The sequence below is a fragment of the Aquabacterium sp. A08 genome, from assembly GCF_011742065.1.
Window position 1 is genome coordinate 1 of the sequence record NZ_JAAQQT010000524.1, and the last position, 19,103, is coordinate 19,103.

At 68.8% G+C, this 19,103-nt stretch carries 19 protein-coding genes; 15 read left to right on the forward strand and 4 right to left on the reverse strand.

Features of this window, described 5'->3' with window-relative positions; genetic code table 11:
• Nucleotides 1-87 precede the first annotated feature (87 nt).
• Nucleotides 88-1,083: a CysB family HTH-type transcriptional regulator gene (locus HA630_RS03730; protein ID WP_166832436.1), complete on the forward strand. Its 996-nt coding sequence runs from the start codon at nt 88-90 to the stop codon at nt 1,081-1,083.
• On the opposite strand, the gene HA630_RS03735 is transcribed toward HA630_RS03730, so the two are convergent.
• Nucleotides 1,019-2,827 (reverse strand): SLC13 family permease, encoded by a 1,809-nt coding sequence (locus HA630_RS03735; protein ID WP_166832438.1) that lies wholly within the window; start codon nt 2,825-2,827, stop codon nt 1,019-1,021. The two genes, HA630_RS03730 and HA630_RS03735, sit on opposite strands and share 65 nt — an antisense overlap.
• 195 nt (nt 2,828-3,022) lie before the next feature.
• Here HA630_RS03735 and HA630_RS03740 point away from each other — a divergent pair, with 195 nt between their 5' ends.
• The 14 genes from HA630_RS03740 to HA630_RS03805 all read left to right on the forward strand — a co-directional run bounded on the left by HA630_RS03740 (nt 3,023) and on the right by HA630_RS03805 (nt 15,963).
• Nucleotides 3,023-4,015, forward strand: a complete 993-nt coding sequence (locus tag HA630_RS03740; RefSeq protein ID WP_166832440.1) for a sulfate ABC transporter substrate-binding protein — start codon at nt 3,023-3,025, stop codon at nt 4,013-4,015.
• Between the two features lie 73 nt (nt 4,016-4,088).
• Nucleotides 4,089-4,967 carry a sulfate ABC transporter permease subunit CysT gene (gene cysT, locus HA630_RS03745; protein WP_166832442.1) on the forward strand — a complete coding sequence of 293 codons (879 nt, stop codon included), beginning with the start codon at nt 4,089-4,091 and terminating at the stop codon, nt 4,965-4,967.
• Nucleotides 4,964-5,878: a sulfate ABC transporter permease subunit CysW gene (gene cysW, locus HA630_RS03750; protein WP_166832444.1), complete on the forward strand. Its 915-nt coding sequence runs from the start codon at nt 4,964-4,966 to the stop codon at nt 5,876-5,878. Before cysT ends, cysW begins: the two co-directional genes overlap by 4 nt.
• Before the next feature lie 20 nt (nt 5,879-5,898).
• Nucleotides 5,899-6,987 (forward strand): sulfate/molybdate ABC transporter ATP-binding protein, encoded by a 1,089-nt coding sequence (locus HA630_RS03755; RefSeq protein ID WP_166832446.1) that lies wholly within the window; start codon nt 5,899-5,901, stop codon nt 6,985-6,987.
• Between the two features lie 47 nt (nt 6,988-7,034).
• Nucleotides 7,035-7,994, forward strand: coding sequence for a phenylacetic acid degradation operon negative regulatory protein PaaX (gene paaX / locus HA630_RS03760; protein WP_208299952.1), 960 nt, complete (start codon nt 7,035-7,037; stop codon nt 7,992-7,994).
• A gap of 201 nt (nt 7,995-8,195) precedes the next feature.
• Nucleotides 8,196-9,863, forward strand: coding sequence for a phenylacetic acid degradation protein PaaN (gene paaN, locus HA630_RS03765; RefSeq protein ID WP_166832448.1), 1,668 nt, complete (start codon nt 8,196-8,198; stop codon nt 9,861-9,863).
• Nucleotides 9,864-9,877: 14 nt separating this feature from the next.
• Nucleotides 9,878-10,348: a hydroxyphenylacetyl-CoA thioesterase PaaI gene (gene paaI, locus HA630_RS03770; RefSeq protein ID WP_166832450.1), complete on the forward strand. Its 471-nt coding sequence runs from the start codon at nt 9,878-9,880 to the stop codon at nt 10,346-10,348.
• Nucleotides 10,349-10,380: 32 nt separating this feature from the next.
• On the forward strand, nt 10,381-11,706 hold the full coding sequence (gene paaK, locus HA630_RS03775; protein ID WP_166832452.1) for a phenylacetate--CoA ligase PaaK: 1,326 nt from the start codon (nt 10,381-10,383) through the stop codon (nt 11,704-11,706).
• A 21-nt stretch (nt 11,707-11,727) separates the two neighbouring features.
• The gene (gene paaA, locus HA630_RS03780) at nt 11,728-12,738 is read left to right on the forward strand and encodes a 1,2-phenylacetyl-CoA epoxidase subunit PaaA (protein ID WP_166832454.1); all 1,011 of its coding nucleotides are present in this window, start codon (nt 11,728-11,730) and stop codon (nt 12,736-12,738) included.
• Complete coding sequence (gene paaB / locus HA630_RS03785; RefSeq protein WP_166832456.1) at nt 12,735-13,031, forward strand: 1,2-phenylacetyl-CoA epoxidase subunit PaaB; 297 nt, start codon at nt 12,735-12,737, stop codon at nt 13,029-13,031. Before paaA ends, paaB begins: the two co-directional genes overlap by 4 nt.
• A complete protein-coding gene (gene paaC / locus HA630_RS03790) occupies nt 13,031-13,828 on the forward strand; it encodes a 1,2-phenylacetyl-CoA epoxidase subunit PaaC (RefSeq protein WP_166832458.1) in 798 nt (265 codons plus the stop codon). Before paaB ends, paaC begins: the two co-directional genes overlap by 1 nt.
• A 19-nt stretch (nt 13,829-13,847) precedes the next feature.
• Complete coding sequence (paaD, locus tag HA630_RS03795) at nt 13,848-14,429, forward strand: 1,2-phenylacetyl-CoA epoxidase subunit PaaD (RefSeq protein WP_243855337.1); 582 nt, start codon at nt 13,848-13,850, stop codon at nt 14,427-14,429.
• Between the two features lie 41 nt (nt 14,430-14,470).
• Nucleotides 14,471-15,568 carry a 1,2-phenylacetyl-CoA epoxidase subunit PaaE gene (gene paaE / locus HA630_RS03800; protein WP_166832460.1) on the forward strand — a complete coding sequence of 366 codons (1,098 nt, stop codon included), beginning with the start codon at nt 14,471-14,473 and terminating at the stop codon, nt 15,566-15,568.
• A gap of 131 nt (nt 15,569-15,699) precedes the next feature.
• On the forward strand, nt 15,700-15,963 hold the full coding sequence (locus HA630_RS03805) for a zf-TFIIB domain-containing protein (RefSeq protein WP_166832462.1): 264 nt from the start codon (nt 15,700-15,702) through the stop codon (nt 15,961-15,963).
• 40 nt (nt 15,964-16,003) lie between these two features.
• Here the strand turns inward: HA630_RS03805 and HA630_RS03810 are convergent, their stop codons facing one another.
• The 3 genes from HA630_RS03810 to HA630_RS03820 all read right to left on the reverse strand — a co-directional run bounded on the left by HA630_RS03810 (nt 16,004) and on the right by HA630_RS03820 (nt 19,095).
• Entirely contained in the window at nt 16,004-16,465 is a 462-nt protein-coding gene (locus HA630_RS03810; protein ID WP_166832464.1) for a group 1 truncated hemoglobin, read from the reverse strand.
• Nucleotides 16,466-16,497: 32 nt separating this feature from the next.
• Complete coding sequence (locus tag HA630_RS03815; RefSeq protein ID WP_166832466.1) at nt 16,498-17,439, reverse strand: DUF3034 family protein; 942 nt, start codon at nt 17,437-17,439, stop codon at nt 16,498-16,500.
• A 117-nt stretch (nt 17,440-17,556) separates the two neighbouring features.
• Nucleotides 17,557-19,095, reverse strand: coding sequence for an acyl-CoA synthetase (locus tag HA630_RS03820; protein WP_166832472.1), 1,539 nt, complete (start codon nt 19,093-19,095; stop codon nt 17,557-17,559).
• Nucleotides 19,096-19,103 lie beyond the last annotated feature (8 nt).

A 19,103-nucleotide genomic window follows, 5' to 3' on the forward strand; every position in this document is an offset into this window, starting at 1 on the left:
GGCTGGGACCAGGCGGCCAAGACGCACTTTGCCGACGGCGGGGTGTTTGACCGCATCTATGTTCGGCAGTGAAACCCCGGTGTCGGCATGAATTTTCAACAATTGCGTTCGGTGCGCGAAGCGGTGCGCTGCGGTTTCAACCTGACCGAAGTGGCCCTGGCGCTGCACACCTCGCAGCCCGGTGTGAGCCGGCAGGTGCGGGAGCTGGAGGAGGAGCTGGGCGTGGAACTGTTCGTGCGCTCCGGCAAGCGTTTGCTGGGCCTGACCACGGCGGGTAAAACTTTGCTGCCCATGGTGGAGCGGGTGCTGCAGGAAACCGACAACCTGCGCCGCGCCGGGCAAGACCTGCAGGGCCGCGAGGAGGGGCGTTTGTCGATCGCCGCCACCCATTCCCAGGCGCGTTACGCGCTGCCGCACGTGGTGAAGGACTTTCGCCTACGCTACCCAAAGGTGACGCTGCACCTGCACCAGGGCTCACCCAAGCAGGTCGCGCAGATGCTGCTGTCGGGCGAGGCCGATATAGGCGTGGCCACCGAAGCGCTGGCGGAATACGAGCCGTTGGTGACGCTGCCGTGCTACCGCTGGACCCACAGCATCGTGTTGCCCCAGGCCCACCCGCTGCTGGCGCTGAACCGCCCGGTGACATTGCACGACCTGGTGGCGTGGCCCATCATCACCTATGAGGTGGGGTACACCGGGCGTTCGCACATCGACCAGGCGTTTGCCGCGCAAGGCTTGCAGCCCGACGTGGTGCTGACCGCCATGGACGCGGACGTGATCAAGACCTATGTGGAACTGGAGATGGGGGTGGGCATCGTGGCGTCGATCGCGCTGGACGGTGAGCGCGACCGCCACCTGGGCGTGCTCGACGCCGGCCACCTGTTCCCGGTCAACCTGACCCGCTTGGGCATCGCCCGCAGCCATTGGCTGCCCGGGTTTGCGTATGGGTTCATCGAGGCGTTCGTGCCCACGCTGACGCGCGACGTGGTGCAGCAGGCCTTGGCAACGCCCCAGGCCTTCAAGGATGGAACGGCCAGAACAGCGGAATCAGGGCGCTGGCGGCCAGCCACACCACCAGGTTGAGCGGCACGCCCAGCCGGGCGAAGTCGCTGAAGCGGTAGTTGCCGGCGCTGTAGACCAGGGTGTTGGTCTGGTAGCCGATGGGGGTGGCGAAACTGGCGCTGGCGGCGAACATCACGCCCACCACAAAGGGGCGGGGGTCCACGCCCAGTTCCAGCGCCACGCCGATGACGACCGGGGTGAACAGCACCGCCACCGCGTTGTTGCTGATGAATTCGGTGGCGATGGAGGTGGCCAGGATGACCAGCGACAGCACCAGCCACGGCGACAGCCCGCCGCCCCAATGCACCAGGGACTGCGCCGCCAGCGCCGACAGGCCCGAATCCTTCATGGCCACGCTCACCGCCAGCATGGCGTAGATCAGCATCAGGATCGGCCATTCGATGGACTTGTAGGCCTCGTCCGGTTTCAGGCAGCCGGTCACGACCACCAGCACCGCGCCGATCAGTGCCAGGCCTTCGATGGGCATCACGTCGAACGCGGCCAGCGCCATCACACCCGCGATGCTGGCCAGCGCGATCGGGGCCTTGTGGCGGCGTTGCGGGGCGGTCTTGCCTTCGGTGATGGCGAACAGGTCGCCGTTGTCGCAGAAGCGCTGGATCTGACGGGGCGTGCCCTCCACCAGCAGCACGTCGCCGAACTGCAGCTGGAAGTCGTCGCCGATGTCGGCGATGGACGCGTTCTTGCGGTGCACCGCGATCAGGTGGATGCTGTAGCGCGAGGCCAGGTCCAGGTCGCGGATGGGGCGCTGCACGTAGCGCGAGGTCTGGCCCACCAGGGCTTCGACGATGACCACGTCGCGCCGGCGCAGGGTTTCCAGGTCGTGCGCGCTGCGGTCGGGGGCGGGCGCGGCGTGCAGGCCGATCAGGTCGCTGCCGCGCAGGTCCACCATGGCGCTGCTGCGGGTGTGCACCACCAGCCGGTCGCCGGTTTGCAGCCGGGTGTCGGCGGCGGGCGACGAGTATTCTTCCTCGCCCCGGAACAGCTTGAGCACCTGTATGGCGCCGTGGGCCAGCCGCGCATCCTGCAGCGTGCGGCCGTTCAGGCGCGACCCTTCGGGCACGAACAGTTCGGTCATGAACAGGCGGTCGCCGCTGCCGGTGAACTGCTGCGTCAGCGTTTCGCGCGCGGGCAGCCAGCGCCGGGCGAACACCAGCAGGAAGGCGCAGCCCGCCAGGGCGATCACCAGCGCGGGCGCGGTGATCTCGAACATGCTGAAGGGCTGCAGCCCCAAGCTGCGCGCCACGCCGTCCACCAAAATGTTGGTGGAGGTGCCCACCATCGTCACCATCCCGCCCAGGATGGTGGCGTAGGACAGCGGAATCAGCAGCCGCGACGGGCTGAGCGCCATGCGCCCGGCCAGGGTGATGACGACCGGGATCATGACCATGACCAGCGGCGTGTTGTTGATGAACGGCGACACCAGCAGCCCGATCAGCAGCAGCCCGACCAGCAGGCGGCTTTCGCTCTGCCCGGCGGCGCGGGCCATGCGTTCGCCCAGCCAGTCCACGCAGCCGGTGCGGCCGAGCGCGCCGCTGATGACGAACAGGCAGGCGATGGTGAACGGCGCGCTGTTGCTGAAGACGCCCAGCACCTGGGCGGGGGTGAGCACGCCCAGCACCAGCAGCCCCACCACCGCGCCGAGGGCGGCAATGTCGGGTTTGACCCATTCACGCACAAAGGTCACGAACAGGGCGAGGAGGACGAGCCCCACGGCCAGCGCGTGGGTGGATTCGGGCAACGACATGGGCGCGCATGATGACGCGCGGGCACCCAAACGCCAAAGACTGTTAAGTAATTTTCATATGGGCCGGGCCTTCAGGCGCGGCACATCGGCATGTATATATGGAAAAGTAATTTCAAAACTTCAAGAAAGTAGTTTGTGAACTAAAGCGGCTCGCCCAGAATGCCTTCCATTCTTCAACGCCCACCGAGTTCACCCATGAAACCCACCCTTCGCCAAGCGCTCGCCGTCATCGCGCTGACCGCGTCCAGCTGGGCCAGTGCCCAGACCAGCCTGCTCAACGTGTCGTACGACGTGTCGCGCGAGTTTTACAAAGAACTGAACACCGCCTACGTGGCCCACGCCAAAACCGCCGGCAAGAACGTGAAGGTGGACCAGTCGCACGCCGGCTCCAGCGCCCAGGCGCGCGCCGTGGCCGATGGCCTGGAGGCCGACGTGGTGACCTGCAACACCACCACCGACGTCGATTTCCTGGCCGACAAGGGCGTGGTCGCCAAAGATTGGCGCCAGAAATTCCCGCACAACGCCGCGCCCACCACCTCCACCATGCTGTTCCTGGTGCGCAACGGCAACCCCAAGGGCATCAAGGACTGGGACGACCTGGTCAAGCCCGGCGTGCAGGTGGTGGTGGTCAACCCCAAAACCGGGGGCAACGGCCGCATGGCCTACCTGGCCGCCTGGGGTTACGTGCGCAGCAAGGGCGGCAGCGACGCCGACGCGCTGGACTTCGTGAGCAAGCTGTACAAGAACGTGCCGGTGCTGGCGCGTGGCGGCCGTGACGCCACCGGCATCTTCCTGCAGCGCAACATCGGTGATGTGCTGGTGACCTTCGAGTCCGAAGTGGTGTCGGTGGACAACGAATTCGGCAAAGGCAAGGTCGATGCGATCCACCCCAGCGCCTCCCTCGTGGCGGAAAACCCGGTCGCCATCGTCGAGCGCACCGTGGCCAAGAAGGGCACCGCGGCCGACGCCAAGGCCTACCTCGACTTCCTCTACAGCCCCGAAGGCCAGGAAATCGCCGCCAAGCACAACATCCGCCCGCGCAACGAAGCGGTGCTCAAGAAGTACGCCAGCGCCTTCAAGCCGATCAAGTTGTTCACGGTGGAGCAGTACTTCGGCTCGCTGGCCGAAGCGCAGAAGGTGCACTTCAACGACGGCGGCCAGTTCGACAAGCTGTACCTGAACAAGTAAGCCGCCTCGCGTCATCGCCGGGCCCCCTGCCTGACCGGAGGGGGCATCCCCCCTTTGTGCTGTTCGCCGACCCATGACCTCTGCCACGCTGCCCGCCGGCGCGGCCCCTGCCTCCGGCCCCCGCCGCAGCGCACGGGTGCTGCCCGGCTTCAACCTCACGCTCGGGTACACGGTGCTGTACCTCAGCCTGATCGTGCTCATCCCGCTGTCGGCGCTGGTGTTCAAGACCTTCACCCTCACCTGGCCGCAGTTCTGGGAGGCCGTCACCTCGCCGCGCGTGTTGGCGTCGTACCGGCTGACCTTCGGCGCCTCGCTGATCGCCGCGCTGGTGAACGTGGTGTTCGGCCTGCTGGTGGCCTGGGTGTTGGTGCGCTACCCCTTCCCCGGCAAGAAGTTTGTGGACGCGCTGGTGGACCTGCCGTTTGCGCTGCCCACCGCCGTGGCCGGTATTTCGCTGACCGCGCTGCTGGCCGGCAACGGCTGGATCGGCCAATTCCTGGAGCCGCACGGCATCCAGCTCGCCTTCAACCCCAACGGCGTGGTGATCGCGCTTATCTTCATCGGCTTGCCGTTCGTGGTGCGCACGGTGCAGCCCGTGCTGGAAGACGCTGAAAAGGAGCTGGAGGAAGCCGCGACCTGCCTGGGCGCCACCCGCTGGCAGACCTTCACGAAAGTGATCTTCCCCAGCATTGCGCCCGCGCTGCTGACCGGCTTTGCCATGGCCTTCGCCCGCGCGGTGGGCGAGTACGGCTCGGTCATCTTCATCGCCGGCAACATGCCCATGGTCTCTGAAATCACGCCGCTCATCATCATCGGCAAGCTGGAGCAGTACGACTACGCCGGTGCCACCGCGGTGGCCACCGTCATGCTGGTCATTTCCTTCGTGTTGCTGCTGGTCATCAACGGCCTGCAAACCTGGCAGCGCAAACGTTCGGCGGGGAACACGCAATGAGTTCGCAATCCACCGTTCGATCCGCCCAGCGCGGCACCACCGAGGCCGCCTGGGTGCGCTACACCCTCACCGGCGTGGCGCTGGTGTTCATGTGCCTGTTCCTGGTGCTCCCGCTCGCGGCGGTGTTCACCGAAGCGCTGCGCAAGGGCTTCGAGGCTTACTGGGAAGCGCTGCAGGAGCCCGACGCCTGGTCGGCCATCCGCCTCACGCTGCTGACCGCCGCCGTGGCGGTGCCGCTGAACCTCGTGTTCGGCATCGCCGCCGCCTGGTGCATCGCCAAGTACGAGTTCAAGGGCAAGTCCTTCCTCACCACGCTGATCGACCTGCCGTTCTCGGTGTCGCCGGTGGTGGCGGGCCTGATCTACGTGCTGGTGTTCGGCGCGCAGGGCTGGCTGGGCCCGTGGCTGATGGCGAACGACATCAAGATCGTGTTCGCTGTGCCCGGCATCATCCTGGCCACCATCTTCGTGACCTTCCCCTTCATCGCGCGCGAGCTGATCCCGCTGATGCAGGCCCAGGGCAACGAGGAGGAGCAGGCCGCCATCGTGCTGGGCGCCACCGGCTGGCAGACCTTCTGGCGCGTGACGCTGCCCAACATCAAGTGGGGCCTGATCTACGGCGTGATCCTGTGCAACGCGCGCGCCATGGGCGAGTTCGGCGCGGTCAGCGTGGTGTCGGGCCACATCCGCGGCCAGACCAACACCATGCCGCTGCACGTGGAGGTGCTGTACAACGAGTACCAGTCGGTGGCCGCGTTTGCCGTGGCCTCGCTGCTGGCTTTGCTGGCGCTGGTGACGCTGGCCATCAAGTCCGTGGCCGAGTGGCGCATGGAACGTGAAATGAAGGCCCTGGCCGAATTGCCGCCCGAGCGGCCCTCCGCCGCAGCCACCCCCGCCGCCCACGCCGGCTGAGCGCTGTGCAAGGAAAGAACATGAGCATCGAAATTCGCGACGTCAACAAACATTTTGGCCATTTCCACGCCCTGCGCGATGTGAACCTGGACATCGCCTCGGGCGAACTGCTGGCGCTGCTGGGCCCGTCGGGCTGCGGCAAGACCACGCTGCTGCGCATCATCGCGGGGCTGGAAACGCCGGACACCGGCAGCATCCTGTTCAGCGGTGAGGACACCACCGACGTGCACGTGCGCGAACGCAACGTGGGCTTTGTGTTCCAGCACTACGCGCTGTTCCGCCACATGAGCGTGTTCGAGAACGTGGCCTTCGGCCTGCGCATCAAGCCGCGCGGGCAGCGGCCCAGCGAAGCGCAGATCAAGCAGAAGGTGACCGACCTGCTCAAGCTGGTGCAGCTGGACTGGCTGGCCGACCGCTACCCGGCGCAACTCTCGGGCGGGCAGCGCCAGCGCATTGCCCTGGCGCGCGCGCTGGCGGTGGAGCCCAAGGTGCTGCTGCTCGACGAGCCCTTTGGCGCGCTGGACGCCAAGGTGCGCAAGGAACTGCGCCGCTGGCTGCGCCGCCTGCACGACGAACTGCACGTCACCAGCATCTTCGTGACCCACGACCAGGAAGAGGCGCTGGAAGTGGCCGACCGGGTGGTGCTGATGAACCAGGGCGTGGTGGAGCAGGTGGGTACCCCGCAGGACGTGTGGGACCACCCGGCCAGCCCCTTCGTGTACGGCTTCCTGGGCGACGTGAACCTGTTCCACGGCCGCGCGCACGAGGGCCAGCTGCACCTGGAGGGTGTGGCGATTGACACCCCCGAGCACGCCCAGGCGCGCGACGCCCAGGCTTTTGCCTACGTGCGCCCGCACGACCTGGCCGTGGAACGCTACACCCCCGGCGCGGTCGGCATCGTGGCCGACCTGCAGCGCGCCATCGTGGTCGGCCCGATCGCCCGGCTGGAGCTGTGGCCCGAAGACCCGCAACAGCCCGACGGTCACGACCCGCTGATCGAGGCGCAGATGCCGGCCGAGCGCTTCCGCGCGCTGGGCCTCAAGGAAGGCGAGAAGCTGGTGGTGTCGCCCAAGAAGGCGCGGGTGTTCCTGCGGCCGCAGCCGGCCTGAGCCGCCCTGGCCACCGGCGCCGGGTGGGCCCGCTAACATACGGCCCCATGTCCGACGCCACCTCGCCCGCCCAGCAACGCCTCGACGCCTTCCGGCAACTGGGGCGCATGCAGGCGGGTTCGCTCATCACCACAGTGTTCGGCGACACCGTGCTGCCGCGCGGCGGCCGCCTGTGGCTGGGCAGCCTGATCGCGCTGCTGGAACCGCTGGGCCTGAACGAACGGCTGGTGCGCACCACCGTGTTCCGGCTGGTCAAGGACGAGTGGCTGGCCAGCGAGGCCTGCGGCCGCCGCACCGACTACCGCCTGACCCCGGCCGGCCAGCGCCGGTTCGAGGAGGCGGCGCGCCAGATCTACGCCGCCCAACCCGCCCCCTGGGACCGGCGCTGGCGCCTAGTGCTGACGGTGGGCGAACTGGAGCCGCGGGTGCGCGACCGGCTGCGCCGCGCCCTGTTCTGGCAGGGCTTTGGCGACCTGGGCGGGGGCGGCTTCGTCCACCCCAGCGCCGACCTGCGCCGCGTCTTCGACGCCCTGGGCACCGACGGCATGGGCGCCTGCCTGCCACGGCTGATGCCGCTGCTGGCCGCCAACCCGCACCTGGGCGGCTCCGCCAACGACAGCGACCTGGTGCGCCGCGCCTGGAACCTGGACGAGCTGGCCAGCGGCTACCAGGGCTTTGTGCAGTCCTACCAGCCCATCCTGGCCGAACTGCGCGACGCCGGGCCGGCGCTGGACGATGCCCTGGCCTGGCCCTTGCGGGTGCTGCTGATCCACGACTTTCGGCGACTGCTGCTGCGCGACCCCGAACTGCCCGAGGTGCTGCTGCCGCCCGACTGGCCCGGCCGCCGCGCGCGGGGGCTGTGCAAAGAGATCTACCAGCGCCTGCTGGCCCCGTCCGAGCGCCACCTGGACGCGCTGATGCGCCTGGCCAACGGCGACGTGCCCACCGCCACCCCCTGGCTGCAGGAGCGTTTCCAGCACGCCGACCCGCTGGTCGCTGCCCTGTGAGCAGCGCCGGCACGTGTGACAACGGCCGGCCCAATTGATTATTTTTTGTATCTAAATGGCGGGTCGGTCAGGCGCCGGGGCGCCCGCTGTGGCCTGGGTTACCGGGTAAACCCTCTGTCGCCGTGGGTTGTGCGCCAGTACGATACGAATATTCTTTAATTTAAAGATAATTTGTATCGCTTCAGCGCACACACCCGCTTCATGACCCATCCCTTGCTCGACACCCACCGCGCCACCCTGGACGGCGCCCTGCACGCCATCGCCACCCGGGGCTACTGGTCGCCCCACAGCGAAATGCCCAGCCCCAAGGTCTATGGCGAAACCGCCGCGGCCGATGGCCAGGCGGCGTTCCAGGCCCACCTGGGCCGCCCTTTCGAGCTGGACCAGCCGGGTCAGACCGGTTGGGGCGGGCGCGAGGCCTCGCCCTACGGCGTGGCGCTGGACGTGCGCTACCCCGTCTGCGACCCCGAGGCCCTGCTGGCCGCCGGCCAGGCCGCCATGAAAGGCTGGCAGGCCGTGGGCGCCGCGGGCCGCACCGGCATCTGCCTGGAAATCCTCCACCGCATTTACCAGCAGAGCTTCGAGATGGGCCACGCGGTCATGGCGACCACCGGCCAGGGCTGGATGATGGCCTTCCAGGCCGGCGCCGCCCACGCGCTCGACCGCGGCCTGGAAGCCGTGGCCTACGCCTGGCGCGAGCAGAGCTTTGTGCCCGCCGAAACCACCTGGGAAAAGCCGCAGGGCAAGAACCCCGCGCTGGTGATGAAAAAGCACTACGAGATCGTCGGCCGCGGGGTGGCCCTGGTCATCGGCTGCGGCACCTTCCCCACCTGGAACACCTACCCCGGCCTGTTCGCCGCGCTGGCCACCGGCAACGCGGTCGTCGTCAAGCCGCACAGCAACGCCATCCTGCCGGCGGCCCTCACGGTGCGCACCATCCGCGCGGTGCTGGCCGAGCAGGGCCTCGACCCCAACCTCGTCACCCTGTGCGTGGCCGAACAGCGCAGCGTCACCCAGGCGCTGGCCACCCACCCGGCGGTCAAGTCGGTGGACTTCACCGGCAGCAACGTGTTCGGCCAGTGGTTGCTGGACCACTGCAAGCAGGCGCAGGTGTACGCCGAACTGGCGGGCGTCAACCACATCGTCATCGAATCCACCGACGCCTACAAGGCGATGCTGGGCAACCTGGCGTTCACCCTGTCGCTGTATTCGGGCCAGATGTGCACCACCTCGCAGGCGCTGATCGTGCCGGCCGGCGGCATCGACACCGACGAGGGCCACAAGTCCTTCGACGAGGTGTGCACCGACCTGGCGGCCGCGCTGCAGAAGTTCCTGTCCAAGACCGAGGTGGCCTGCGCGGTGCTGGGTGCGGTGCAGAGCCGCGCCACCGCCGAGCGGGTGGACCTGGCCAACAGCGGCGCCCTGGGCCGCGTGGTGCTGGCCTCCCAGCAACTGGCCCACCCCGAATTCCCTGGCGCCGACGTGCGCACCCCGGTGCTGCTGGCGGTGGACGCCGCCGACGAGGCCGCTTACATGGAAGAGCGTTTCGGTCCCATCAGCTTCGTGGTGCAAGCGGCCGATGCCGATGCGGCCATCGCCCTGTCCGAGCGCATCGTCACCGAACACGGTGCCCTCACCGTGGGCCTGTATTCCACCCGCGCGGCGGTGATCGACGCCATGACCGAAGCCACCTGGCGCGGGAAAGTGGCGCTGTCCATCAACCTGACCGGGGGCGTGTTCGTCAACCAGTCGGCCGCGTTTTCCGACTACCACGGCACCGGCGGCAACCCGGCGGCCAACGCCTCTTACGCGGACTCGGCCTTCGTGGCCAACCGCTTCCGCGTCGTGCAGCGGCGCTACCACGTCTGAAAGCCCGTCGCCCCATGAGCCCTTCCGTCCCCACCGATCCGCAGGCGCTGGCCGAAGCCGTGGCACAGGCCATGTGGTCGCGCGACAACGCCACCCAGGCCCTGGGCATGCGCATCGAGGCCATCGGCCCCGGCACCGCCACGGTCAGCATGCCGGTGCGTGCCGACATGGTCAACGGCCACCGCATCTGCCATGGCGGCTTCATGTTCACCCTGGCCGACAGCGCCTTCGCCTACGCCTGCAACAGCTACAACCAGAACACCGTGGCCTCGGCCTGCCACATCGACTTCCTGGCCCCCGCCCGCGAGGGCGACGTGCTGGAGGCCGAGGCGGTGGAGCGCTCCGCCAGCGGCCGCACCGGGGTCTACGACATCACCGTGCGGGTGCGCGGCGGCAAGACCGTGGCGCTGTTCCGCGGCAAGAGCTACCGCATCCAAGGCGAGGTGATCGCCGGCCTGGGCCCCGCCCCCCGTTCTGCCGCCTGACCCGACCGACCCCCGCCGCCCAAGGAACCCCCATGCCCGTGAAACACCCCCGCCCCGGCGACCTGGAGCCGATCGAAACCGCCAGCCGCGACGAGATTTCGGCCCTGCAGCTGCAACGCCTGAAATGGACGCTGAAGCACGCCTACGACAACGTCCCGCACTACCGCCAGAAGTTCGACGCGGCCGGCGTCCACCCCGACGACCTGAAAACCCTGTCCGACCTGGCCAAGTTCCCCTTCACCACCAAGGCCGACCTGCGCGACAACTACCCCTTCGGCCTGTTCGCGGTGCCGCGCAGCCAGGTGTCGCGGGTGCACGCCTCGTCGGGCACCACCGGCAAGCCCACGGTGGTGGGCTACACCAAGGGCGACATCGACCGCTGGGCCGACCTGGTGGCGCGCTCCATCCGCGCCGCCGGCGGCCGTCCCGGTGACCTCTGCCACATCGCCTACGGCTACGGCCTGTTCACCGGTGGACTGGGCGCGCACTACGGCGCCGAGCGCGCCGGTTGCACCGTCATTCCCATGTCCGGCGGGCAGACCGAAAAGCAGGTCCAGCTGATCCAGGACTTCAAGCCCGACCTCATCATGGTCACGCCGTCGTACTCGCTGGTGATTGCCGAGGAGTTCGAGCGGCAGGGCATCCCGCCCGAGCAGATCTCGCTCAAGGTCGGCATCTTCGGCGCCGAGCCCTGGGGCGAGGGCATGCGCGCCGAAATCGAGCGCAAGCTCGGCATCGACGCGGTGGACATCTACGGCCTGTCGGAAGTGATGGGCCCGGGCGTGGCCAGCGAGTGCATCGAATCGAAAGACGGCCCGGTGATCTGGGAAGACCACTTCTACCCCGAAGTGATCGACCCCGAGACCGGCGAGGTGCTGCCCGACGGGTCCGACGGCGAGCTGGTGTTCACCTCGCTCACCAAAGAGGCGATGCCCATCATCCGCTACCGCACCCGCGACCTGACCCGCCTGCTGCCGCCCACCTCGCGCGCCTTCCGCCGCTTCGGCAAGATCACCGGCCGCAGCGACGACATGCTGATCGTGCGCGGCGTCAACGTGTTCCCCACCCAGGTGGAGGAGCAGATCCTGCGCGACCCGCGCCTGGCCGGCATTTACCAGATCAACCTGAGCCGCGACGGCCACCTGGACAACGTGGAGGTGCAGTGCGAGCTGCAGCGCGAGTTGTCGGGCCGCACCGACGCGGCCGAGCGCGCCGCCATCGCCAAGGAGCTGCAGCACCACATCAAAACCCTCATCGGCATCTCCACAAAGGTGTCGGTGCTGGACGCCGACACCATCCCCCGCACCCAGACCGGCAAGGCCCGGCGCGTGGTGGACAACCGCCCCCAGCAGGTCTGATTTTTTCTCAGGAGAGCCGCCATGTACACGCAATCCTTCAACGTGCCGGACGACGCCGGCAAGACCGTCCAGCCCCTCAAGGCCGCCGAGCCGGCCGAGCTGCAGGCCCGATTCGACGAGCGCATCGACGCCGACGGCCGCATCGAGCCGCAGGACTGGATGCCCGAGGCCTACCGCAAGACGCTGGTGCGCCAGATCAGCCAGCACGCGCACAGCGAAATCGTCGGCATGCTGCCCGAGGGCAACTGGATTTCCCGCGCCCCCAGCCTCAAGCGCAAGGCCATCCTCATCGCCAAGGTGCAGGACGAGGGCGGGCACGGGCTCTACCTGTACAGCGCCGCCGAAACCCTGGGCACCAGCCGCGACCAGATGCTCGACGCCCTGCACAGCGGCAAGGCCAAGTACAGCTCCATCTTCAACTACCCCACGCTGACCTGGGCCGACGTGGGCGTGATCGGCTGGTTGGTGGACGGCGCGGCCATCATGAACCAGATCCCGCTGTGCCGCTGCAGCTACGGCCCTTACGCCCGCGCCATGGTGCGCGTGTGCAAGGAAGAAAGCTTCCACCAGCGCCAGGGCTACGAGGCCCTGCTGGTGATGATGCAGGGCACCCAGGCGCAGAAGGACATGGTGCAGGACGCCGTCAACCGCTGGTGGTGGAAGTGCCTGGCCATGTTCGGCCCGCCCGACGCCGACAGCCCCAACAGCGCGCAGGGCATGCGCTGGGGCATCAAGCGCATCAGCAACGACGACCTGCGCCAGAAGTTCGTGGACGCCACCGTGCCCCAGGCCCAGGTGCTGGGCGTGACCCTGCCCGACCCCGACCTGAAGTGGAACGAGGCGCGCGGCCATTACGACTACGGCCAGATCGATTGGGACGAGTTCTGGGCCACCGTCAACGGCCACGGTCCCTGCAACCACGAACGCCTGGCGACCCGCGTCAAGGCCCACAACGACGGCCAGTGGGTGCGCGACGCCGCCCTGGCCCACGCCCGCAAGCAACAGCAACGTGCCCTGAAGGAGGCCGCATGACCACCCCCGCTTTGAAAGATTGGCCCCTGTGGGAAGTGTTCGTCCGCAGCAAGCAGGGCCTGGAGCACAAGCACTGCGGCAGCCTGCACGCCAGTGACGCGCAGCACGCCCTGCAGATGGCGCGCGACGTGTACACCCGCCGCCAGGAAGGCGTGAGCATCTGGGTGGTGCCGTCCAAGGCCATCACCGCCAGCGCGCCGGACGAAAAAGGCGAGTTCTTCGAGCCGGCGGCCGACAAGATCTACCGCCACCCGACCTTCTACGACATCCCCGACGAAGTGGGGCACATGTGATGAGCACCGCCGTTCAAGACGCCACCCTGGACTACCTGCTGCACCTGGCCGACAACGCCGTGGTGCTGGGCCAGCGCAACGCCGAATGGTGCGGCCACGGCCCCATTCTGGAAGAAGACATCGCCCTGGCCAACACCAGCCTGGACCTGATCGGCCAGGCCCGCCTGCTGTACCAAGAGGCCGCCCGCCTGCAGGGCGACGGCGCCACCGAGGACACGCTGGCCTATTTCCGCGACGCGCACGAGTTCCGCAACTACACCCTGCTGGAGCTGCCGCACCACGGCCCACTGGTGGGCTACGCCCAGGCCAACCGCGACTACGCCACGACCATCGTGCGCAACTTCCTCTACAGCGCGCTGATGGTGCTGGTGTGGGACGGCTTGCAACGCTCCACCCACCCGGCGCTGGCGGCCATCGCCGCCAAGTCGCTCAAGGAGGTGCGCTACCACCTGCGTCATGCGCGCGACTGGCTGGTGCGCCTGGGCGACGGCACCGACGAATCGCACGCCCGCGCCCAGGCCGCGCTCGACCACCTGATGCCCTACACCCAGGAGTTCTGGGCCACCAACCCGGTGGAGGCCGACGCCGCCGCCAGCGGCCTGGGGCTGGACCCGCAGACCCTGCGCGCCGACTGGAACACCCTGGTGGACGACGCCCTGGCCGAGGCCACGCTGCGCCGCCCGCCGGCCGAAGGCTATGTCACCCAGGGCAAGAACGGCGTGCATTCCGAGCACCTGGGCTACCTGCTGGCCGAGATGCAGAGCCTGGCCCGCGCCCACCCCGGCGCGCCCTGGTGAGGCCGGGAGTGCCCCGCGCATGAACGCCGCCACGCCCGCCCCTTCTGTCCTGGCCGACCCGGGGCGTGCCCCGCCGCCCGATGGGACCGTGGCCGCCCTGCTGGCCCGCGTCTGGGCCGCGCTGGAGGTGCTGACCGACCCGGAAATTCCGGTGATCACGCTGCGCGAACTCGGCATCCTGCGCGACGTGCGCGCCACCCCGGACGGGGTGGAGGTGGTCATCACCCCCACCTACAGCGGCTGCCCCGCCATGGGCCAGATCGAGGACGACGTGCGCGCCGTGCTGGCCGGGCTGGGCGTGCCCGCGCGGGTGGTGACGCAGCTGGCCCCGGCCTGGACCACCGACTGGATGACCCCCGCCGCCCAGGACAAGCTGCGCGCCTACGGCATCGCGCCGCCGCACCGCGCCTGTGGTGCCGACGGCGAGACCGGCGTGCTGCGCTTCGTGCGCGGCGCCGCCGCGGCCACCCCAGCGGTGGCCTGCCCGCGCTGCGGCTCGCTGCACACGGTCGAATCCTCGCGCTTTGGCTCCACCGCCTGCAAGGCCCTCTACAAGTGCCTGGACTGCCAGGAACCGTTCGACTACTTCAAGCCCTACTGACGACCCACCGGGCGCCCCCGGCGGCCCGCGGAGATTGCCCCATGTCTGCTCCCCGTTTCCACGAACTCACCGTCAAGCGCGTCAGCCCCGAGGCCGCGGGCGCCGTGGCCATCACCTTCGACATCCCCGAACCCGCGCGCGAGGCCTTCCGCTTCGAACCCGGCCAGTTCCTCACCCTGCGCGCCCAGGTCGGCGGCCAGGACGTGCGGCGCAGCTACTCCATCAGCAGCCCGCGCAGCCGCTACCTGCGCAGCGGGGAGCTGGAGATCGGCATCCGCCCGGTCGAAGGCGGCGTGTTCTCCAACTGGGCCGCCACCGCCCTGCAGGCGGGCGACACCCTCAGCGTCATGCCGCCGGACGGGCGCTTCGTCTCGAAAAAACCGCGCGCGCTGCACCGCGTCGGCTTTGCGGCGGGTTCGGGCATCACGCCCATCCTGTCCATCGCCGCCACCACGCTGGAAGAACAGCCCGGCTCCAAGTTCACCCTGGTGTACGGCAACCGCCGCATGGGCAGCGTGATGTTCAACGAGGCGCTGCAGGACCTGAAGGACCGCTACCCCGACCGCTTCACCATGGTCCACGTGCTGTCGCGCCAGGCCCAGGAGGTGGACCTGCTGCAGGGCCGCATCGACCGGCAGAAGGTGCTCGACATCGTGGCCGCGCTGCTGCCCGCGCCCAGCATGGACGAGGTCTTCATTTGTGGCCCCGAGGCCATGATCGAGGCCACCGAAGCCGCGCTGCGGGAGGCCGGCGTGCCGGCGCACCGCATCCACACCGAGCGCTTCACCAGCGGCCCGGCCATGGCCGCCAAGGTGCAGGCCGACGTGGACGCCCAGGCCCAGCGCAGCGACGCGGGCAAGGGCATCCGCCTGACCGTGGTGCTCGACGGCAAGCAGCACGAGCTGGCGCTGGGTGCGCAGGAACACGTGCTGGACGCCGCGCTGAACGCCGGGTTGGACCTGCCCTATTCGTGCAAGGCCGGCGTCTGTTGCACCTGCCGCGGCAAGGTGATGCAGGGCGAGGTGGTGATGGACAAGAACTACACCCTGGAGGCCGACGAGATGCGCCAGGGCTTTGTGCTGACCTGTCAGGCCCGCGCGCTGACCGACCGCCTGGTCGTCAGCTTCGACGAGCGTTGAGCCGCCGCTGGCCGCGTCATCCGGGGACGCCGCCGCAGGCCGGCGCGCTGGCCGGGGCTGAACTTTGTGGTGGGCGCCGGGTCTAGCCCAGCAGGCCCGCGCTTTCGCCGCGGGCAGCCCAAGGACCTTGCATGAAATGCCCCCACTGCACCGACGTGACCCTGGTGATGACCGAGCGACAGGGCGTCGAGATCGACTACTGCCCGCAATGCCGCGGCGTCTGGCTGGACCGCGGTGAGCTGGACAAGTTGATCGAGCGCAGCGCCACCGCCGCGCCCGCGCCGGCCCAGGCCCCGGTGCCACCGCGCCGCCCCGATTTCGTCGATTCTGACTATCGGCACGGCGGCCACGGGTACAAGAAGCGCAAGTCCTGGCTCAGCGACATTTTCGACTGAACCGCGCGACCGAGGCCTTGCCCCGACCGCGCGGGGCCGGTCACCGCACCGTGATCACGTCGCGGTGCATGGGCGCCAGCAGCGCCAGCATTTGGTTCTGGCGGGTGAAGGGGATGCCCTTGGCGTCCATGCTCGCCTGCAGCACTTCCACCAGGCGGTTGAAGTGGGCCGGGGTGATTTTCAGGCCGGCGTGCGACTGCACCATGTTGCGGCCGCTGTACTGGCAGGGGCCGCCGGCCAGCTGGCAGGTCTGCTCGGTCAGCAGGCGCGACAGGTTCTCCAGGTTGGTGGTCTTGAACTGGTCGCCGATGGCGGCGTCGGCGGCCAGGCGCTGGACGAAGTCGTCCATGAGCGCCTGCAGGCCGGCCTTTTCGCCAAACGCCTGGTACAGCCCCGCGGCGGGGGCCACCGGGTAGGCGGTGGCGTTGCTTTGGGCCAGTGCGGCACCGGTGCCGAACAGGGCGCTGGCGCACAGCGCCAGGGTGGTGAGGAGGGTTTTCATGCGGAACTTTCCAAATGGGGGGGTGAAGGCGGTCAGAACGCCACCTGGGCCGACAGGTAGGCGCCGCGTTGTTTGCGGTTGGCGGTCAAACCCGGGGCGATCTGGCCCAGGTCCACGTAGGCTGCCGTCAGCGACAGGTTCTTGCTCGGCGCCCAGGCGATGAAGACGTCCTTCCAGTGGTCCGCTTCCAGGGCCCCCGGAATGAACTCGTTGCGCAGCTTGTTCGTCATGGCGCGGTACTCAAACCCCACGGCCAGGTCTTTGCGCAGCAGGTACGCCACCGAGATTTCGGGGCGCAGCTCGTAGCCCTTGTCCAGGTTGCCGCCGAAGCCGAGCAGCCCGTTCTGGTTGGCTTTGGTGGCCCGCAGCGTGCCGTTCACCAACAGCCCCTGGGCCAGGAACAGCTTGGTGGCGCTGACGTACACGTCGGTGCCGCTGCGCTTGGCGCCCAGCACGCCCTCGACCACGCCCTCGGTGAAGGCGTTGGCCGCCAGCCGTTTGTGCTGGATGCCCACGGCGATCTGCGGCATCCAGGTGTCGCTGTCCAGCACCGCATCGCCCGCAATGCGGTACTTGGCGCCGAAAATATCTTGCTTCAATGGCAGCCCACTCAGGGCCGAGTCCAGCCCACCCAAGCGGTCACCGGTGTTGAACTTCTGGTGCGCCAACGACAGCTCGAAGCGGTCGTGCAGGCCCACCGCCACGCCGTAGCCGGTGAGCGCGTAGTCGTCGGTCACGGCACGGCTGGCGTAAGCCGCCACGCCGATTTCCCCGCCCGAGGCTTGCGAGCCGATCACCGCCCAGGGCGACAGGCCACCGCCGGCCGCGCCTTCGATGGTGCTGACGCCGCCGGTCAGCAGGAGTTTGCCGGTGTCGGCCTGGGCCGCGAGTGGGGTGAGGCCTGCGGCCGCTGCCGCGGCCACCGCGCCAGCCACCAAACGGCCGCGCGCGACCGAAGAGAGGAGTGTGTTCATGGTGTGTACCTGTGAAGGGTTCGGTGTCAGACGACCTGACCCTTGGGGTACGCACGTGTCCCGGCACTGGATGTGCCGGACGCTGGATTTCAGGGTTTCTACGGGGGTGCCTCCGGTTCAAGCCCCCGGCGCATAGCGCAGCCGCAGCTCCCGCTTCAGCAGCTTGCCGCTGGGGTTTTTCGGCAGTGCCTCGGTGAAGATCACCCGCTTGGGCTGCTTGAACGGCGCCAGGTGGCCGGCCAGGCCGGCCAGCAGGTCGGCCTCGGTCAAGGTGTGGCCGGCTTTCACCACCACCACCGCGGTCACCGCTTCCACCCACTTCGGGTCGGGCAGGCCGATCACCGCCACCTCCGACACGCCGGGTACGCGGTAGATGGCCTCTTCCACCTCGCGGCTGGCCACGTTCTCGCCGCCGGTCTTGATCATGTCCTTCTTGCGGTCCACCACCGTCAGGTAGCCCTCGTCGTCCAGCACACCCAGGTCGCCGCTGTGGAACCAGCCGCCCTCGAACGCGGCCGCGCTGCGTTCCTCGTCGCGGAAGTAGCCGCTCAGCAGTTGCGGCGAGCGGTGCACGATCTCGCCCACCTCGCCCGGCGCCACGTCTTCCATCGCGTCGTTCACCACCCGGGTTTCCACGTTCAGCGCGGCGCGCCCGGCCGAGCCGGCCTTGCGCAGCTGGTCCTCGGGTTTGAGGACCGTGGCCACCGGGGCGATTTCCGTCTGGCCGTACAGGTTCCACAGCCGCACCTGCGGCAGGCGCTGCTGCATTTCCTTGAGCACCGCCACCGGCATGATGGACGCGCCGTAATAGCCCTTGCGCAGCGCGCTCAGGTCGGTCTGGTCAAACTGTGGGGCGCGCAACAGGCCGATCCACACCGTGGGGGGCGCAAAAAACGAGCTGATGCGGTGCGCCGCCAGCAGGCGCAGCAGGTGGTCGGGCGTGGGCGTGCCGGTGACGACGTTGCTGGCGCCCACGTACACGGCGGGGCCGAAGAACACGTCGAGCTGGGCGCAGTGGTACAGCGGCAGCGCGTGCAGCACCACGTCGCCCTCGGCGATGTCGGCGTCCACCAGACAGGTCACGTACTCGGCGATCACCGCCTCGTGCGTCAGCATCGCGCCCTTGGGCCGCGATTCGGTGCCGCTGGTGTAGATGATCTGCGCCAGCATGCGGCCGTCCAGCGCCCGCTCCGGCGCCGGGCCGGCCTGCAGCAGGTCGTCGAAGCGCAGCAGGCCGGGGGTGGGCTCGGTCGGGCCTTCGCTGGGCAGCCAGACGCGCTGGCGCACGGCCGTGCCCGCGCTGGCGGCGTGGCCCAGTTCGGCAAAACCGCTGTCGGTGCACAGCACGGTGGCGCCGCTGTGCTGCAGGATGTAGTGCGCCTCCTCGGCGCTGAGCATGAAGTTCACCGGCACCAGCACCGCCCCCAGCCGGGCCACGGCAAAGCGCAGCGCGGCAAAGGCGTGCGAGTTGCGGGCGATCACCGCCACCCGGTCGCCCACCGCCACGCCCAGGCCGGCCAGGCCGTTGGCCAGGGCGTTGCAGGTGTCGTCGAACTCGGCGTAGTTCCAGGCCGTGTCGCCGCAGCGGATGGCGGGCTTGTGCGGGAAACGCTGGCGCGTGCGGCGCAGCAGGTCGCCCAGGGTCTGGCGGTTCAGGGGGGTGG

What these genes read in the sequence shown, in the direction of transcription:
- HA630_RS03730 (WP_166832436.1), top strand. Translation starts at nt 88, where the DNA reads ATGAATTTTCAACAATTGCGTTCGGTGCGCGAAGCGGTGCGCTGCGGT.
- HA630_RS03735 (WP_166832438.1), bottom strand. Translation starts at nt 2,827, where the DNA reads ATGTCGTTGCCCGAATCCACCCACGCGCTGGCCGTGGGGCTCGTCCTC.
- HA630_RS03740 (WP_166832440.1), top strand. Translation starts at nt 3,023, where the DNA reads ATGAAACCCACCCTTCGCCAAGCGCTCGCCGTCATCGCGCTGACCGCG.
- cysT (WP_166832442.1), top strand. Translation starts at nt 4,089, where the DNA reads ATGACCTCTGCCACGCTGCCCGCCGGCGCGGCCCCTGCCTCCGGCCCC.
- cysW (WP_166832444.1), top strand. Translation starts at nt 4,964, where the DNA reads ATGAGTTCGCAATCCACCGTTCGATCCGCCCAGCGCGGCACCACCGAG.
- HA630_RS03755 (WP_166832446.1), top strand. Translation starts at nt 5,899, where the DNA reads ATGAGCATCGAAATTCGCGACGTCAACAAACATTTTGGCCATTTCCAC.
- paaX (WP_208299952.1), top strand. Translation starts at nt 7,035, where the DNA reads ATGTCCGACGCCACCTCGCCCGCCCAGCAACGCCTCGACGCCTTCCGG.
- paaN (WP_166832448.1), top strand. Translation starts at nt 8,196, where the DNA reads ATGACCCATCCCTTGCTCGACACCCACCGCGCCACCCTGGACGGCGCC.
- paaI (WP_166832450.1), top strand. Translation starts at nt 9,878, where the DNA reads ATGAGCCCTTCCGTCCCCACCGATCCGCAGGCGCTGGCCGAAGCCGTG.
- paaK (WP_166832452.1), top strand. Translation starts at nt 10,381, where the DNA reads ATGCCCGTGAAACACCCCCGCCCCGGCGACCTGGAGCCGATCGAAACC.
- paaA (WP_166832454.1), top strand. Translation starts at nt 11,728, where the DNA reads ATGTACACGCAATCCTTCAACGTGCCGGACGACGCCGGCAAGACCGTC.
- paaB (WP_166832456.1), top strand. Translation starts at nt 12,735, where the DNA reads ATGACCACCCCCGCTTTGAAAGATTGGCCCCTGTGGGAAGTGTTCGTC.
- paaC (WP_166832458.1), top strand. Translation starts at nt 13,031, where the DNA reads ATGAGCACCGCCGTTCAAGACGCCACCCTGGACTACCTGCTGCACCTG.
- paaD (WP_243855337.1), top strand. Translation starts at nt 13,848, where the DNA reads ATGAACGCCGCCACGCCCGCCCCTTCTGTCCTGGCCGACCCGGGGCGT.
- paaE (WP_166832460.1), top strand. Translation starts at nt 14,471, where the DNA reads ATGTCTGCTCCCCGTTTCCACGAACTCACCGTCAAGCGCGTCAGCCCC.
- HA630_RS03805 (WP_166832462.1), top strand. Translation starts at nt 15,700, where the DNA reads ATGAAATGCCCCCACTGCACCGACGTGACCCTGGTGATGACCGAGCGA.
- HA630_RS03810 (WP_166832464.1), bottom strand. Translation starts at nt 16,465, where the DNA reads ATGAAAACCCTCCTCACCACCCTGGCGCTGTGCGCCAGCGCCCTGTTC.
- HA630_RS03815 (WP_166832466.1), bottom strand. Translation starts at nt 17,439, where the DNA reads ATGAACACACTCCTCTCTTCGGTCGCGCGCGGCCGTTTGGTGGCTGGC.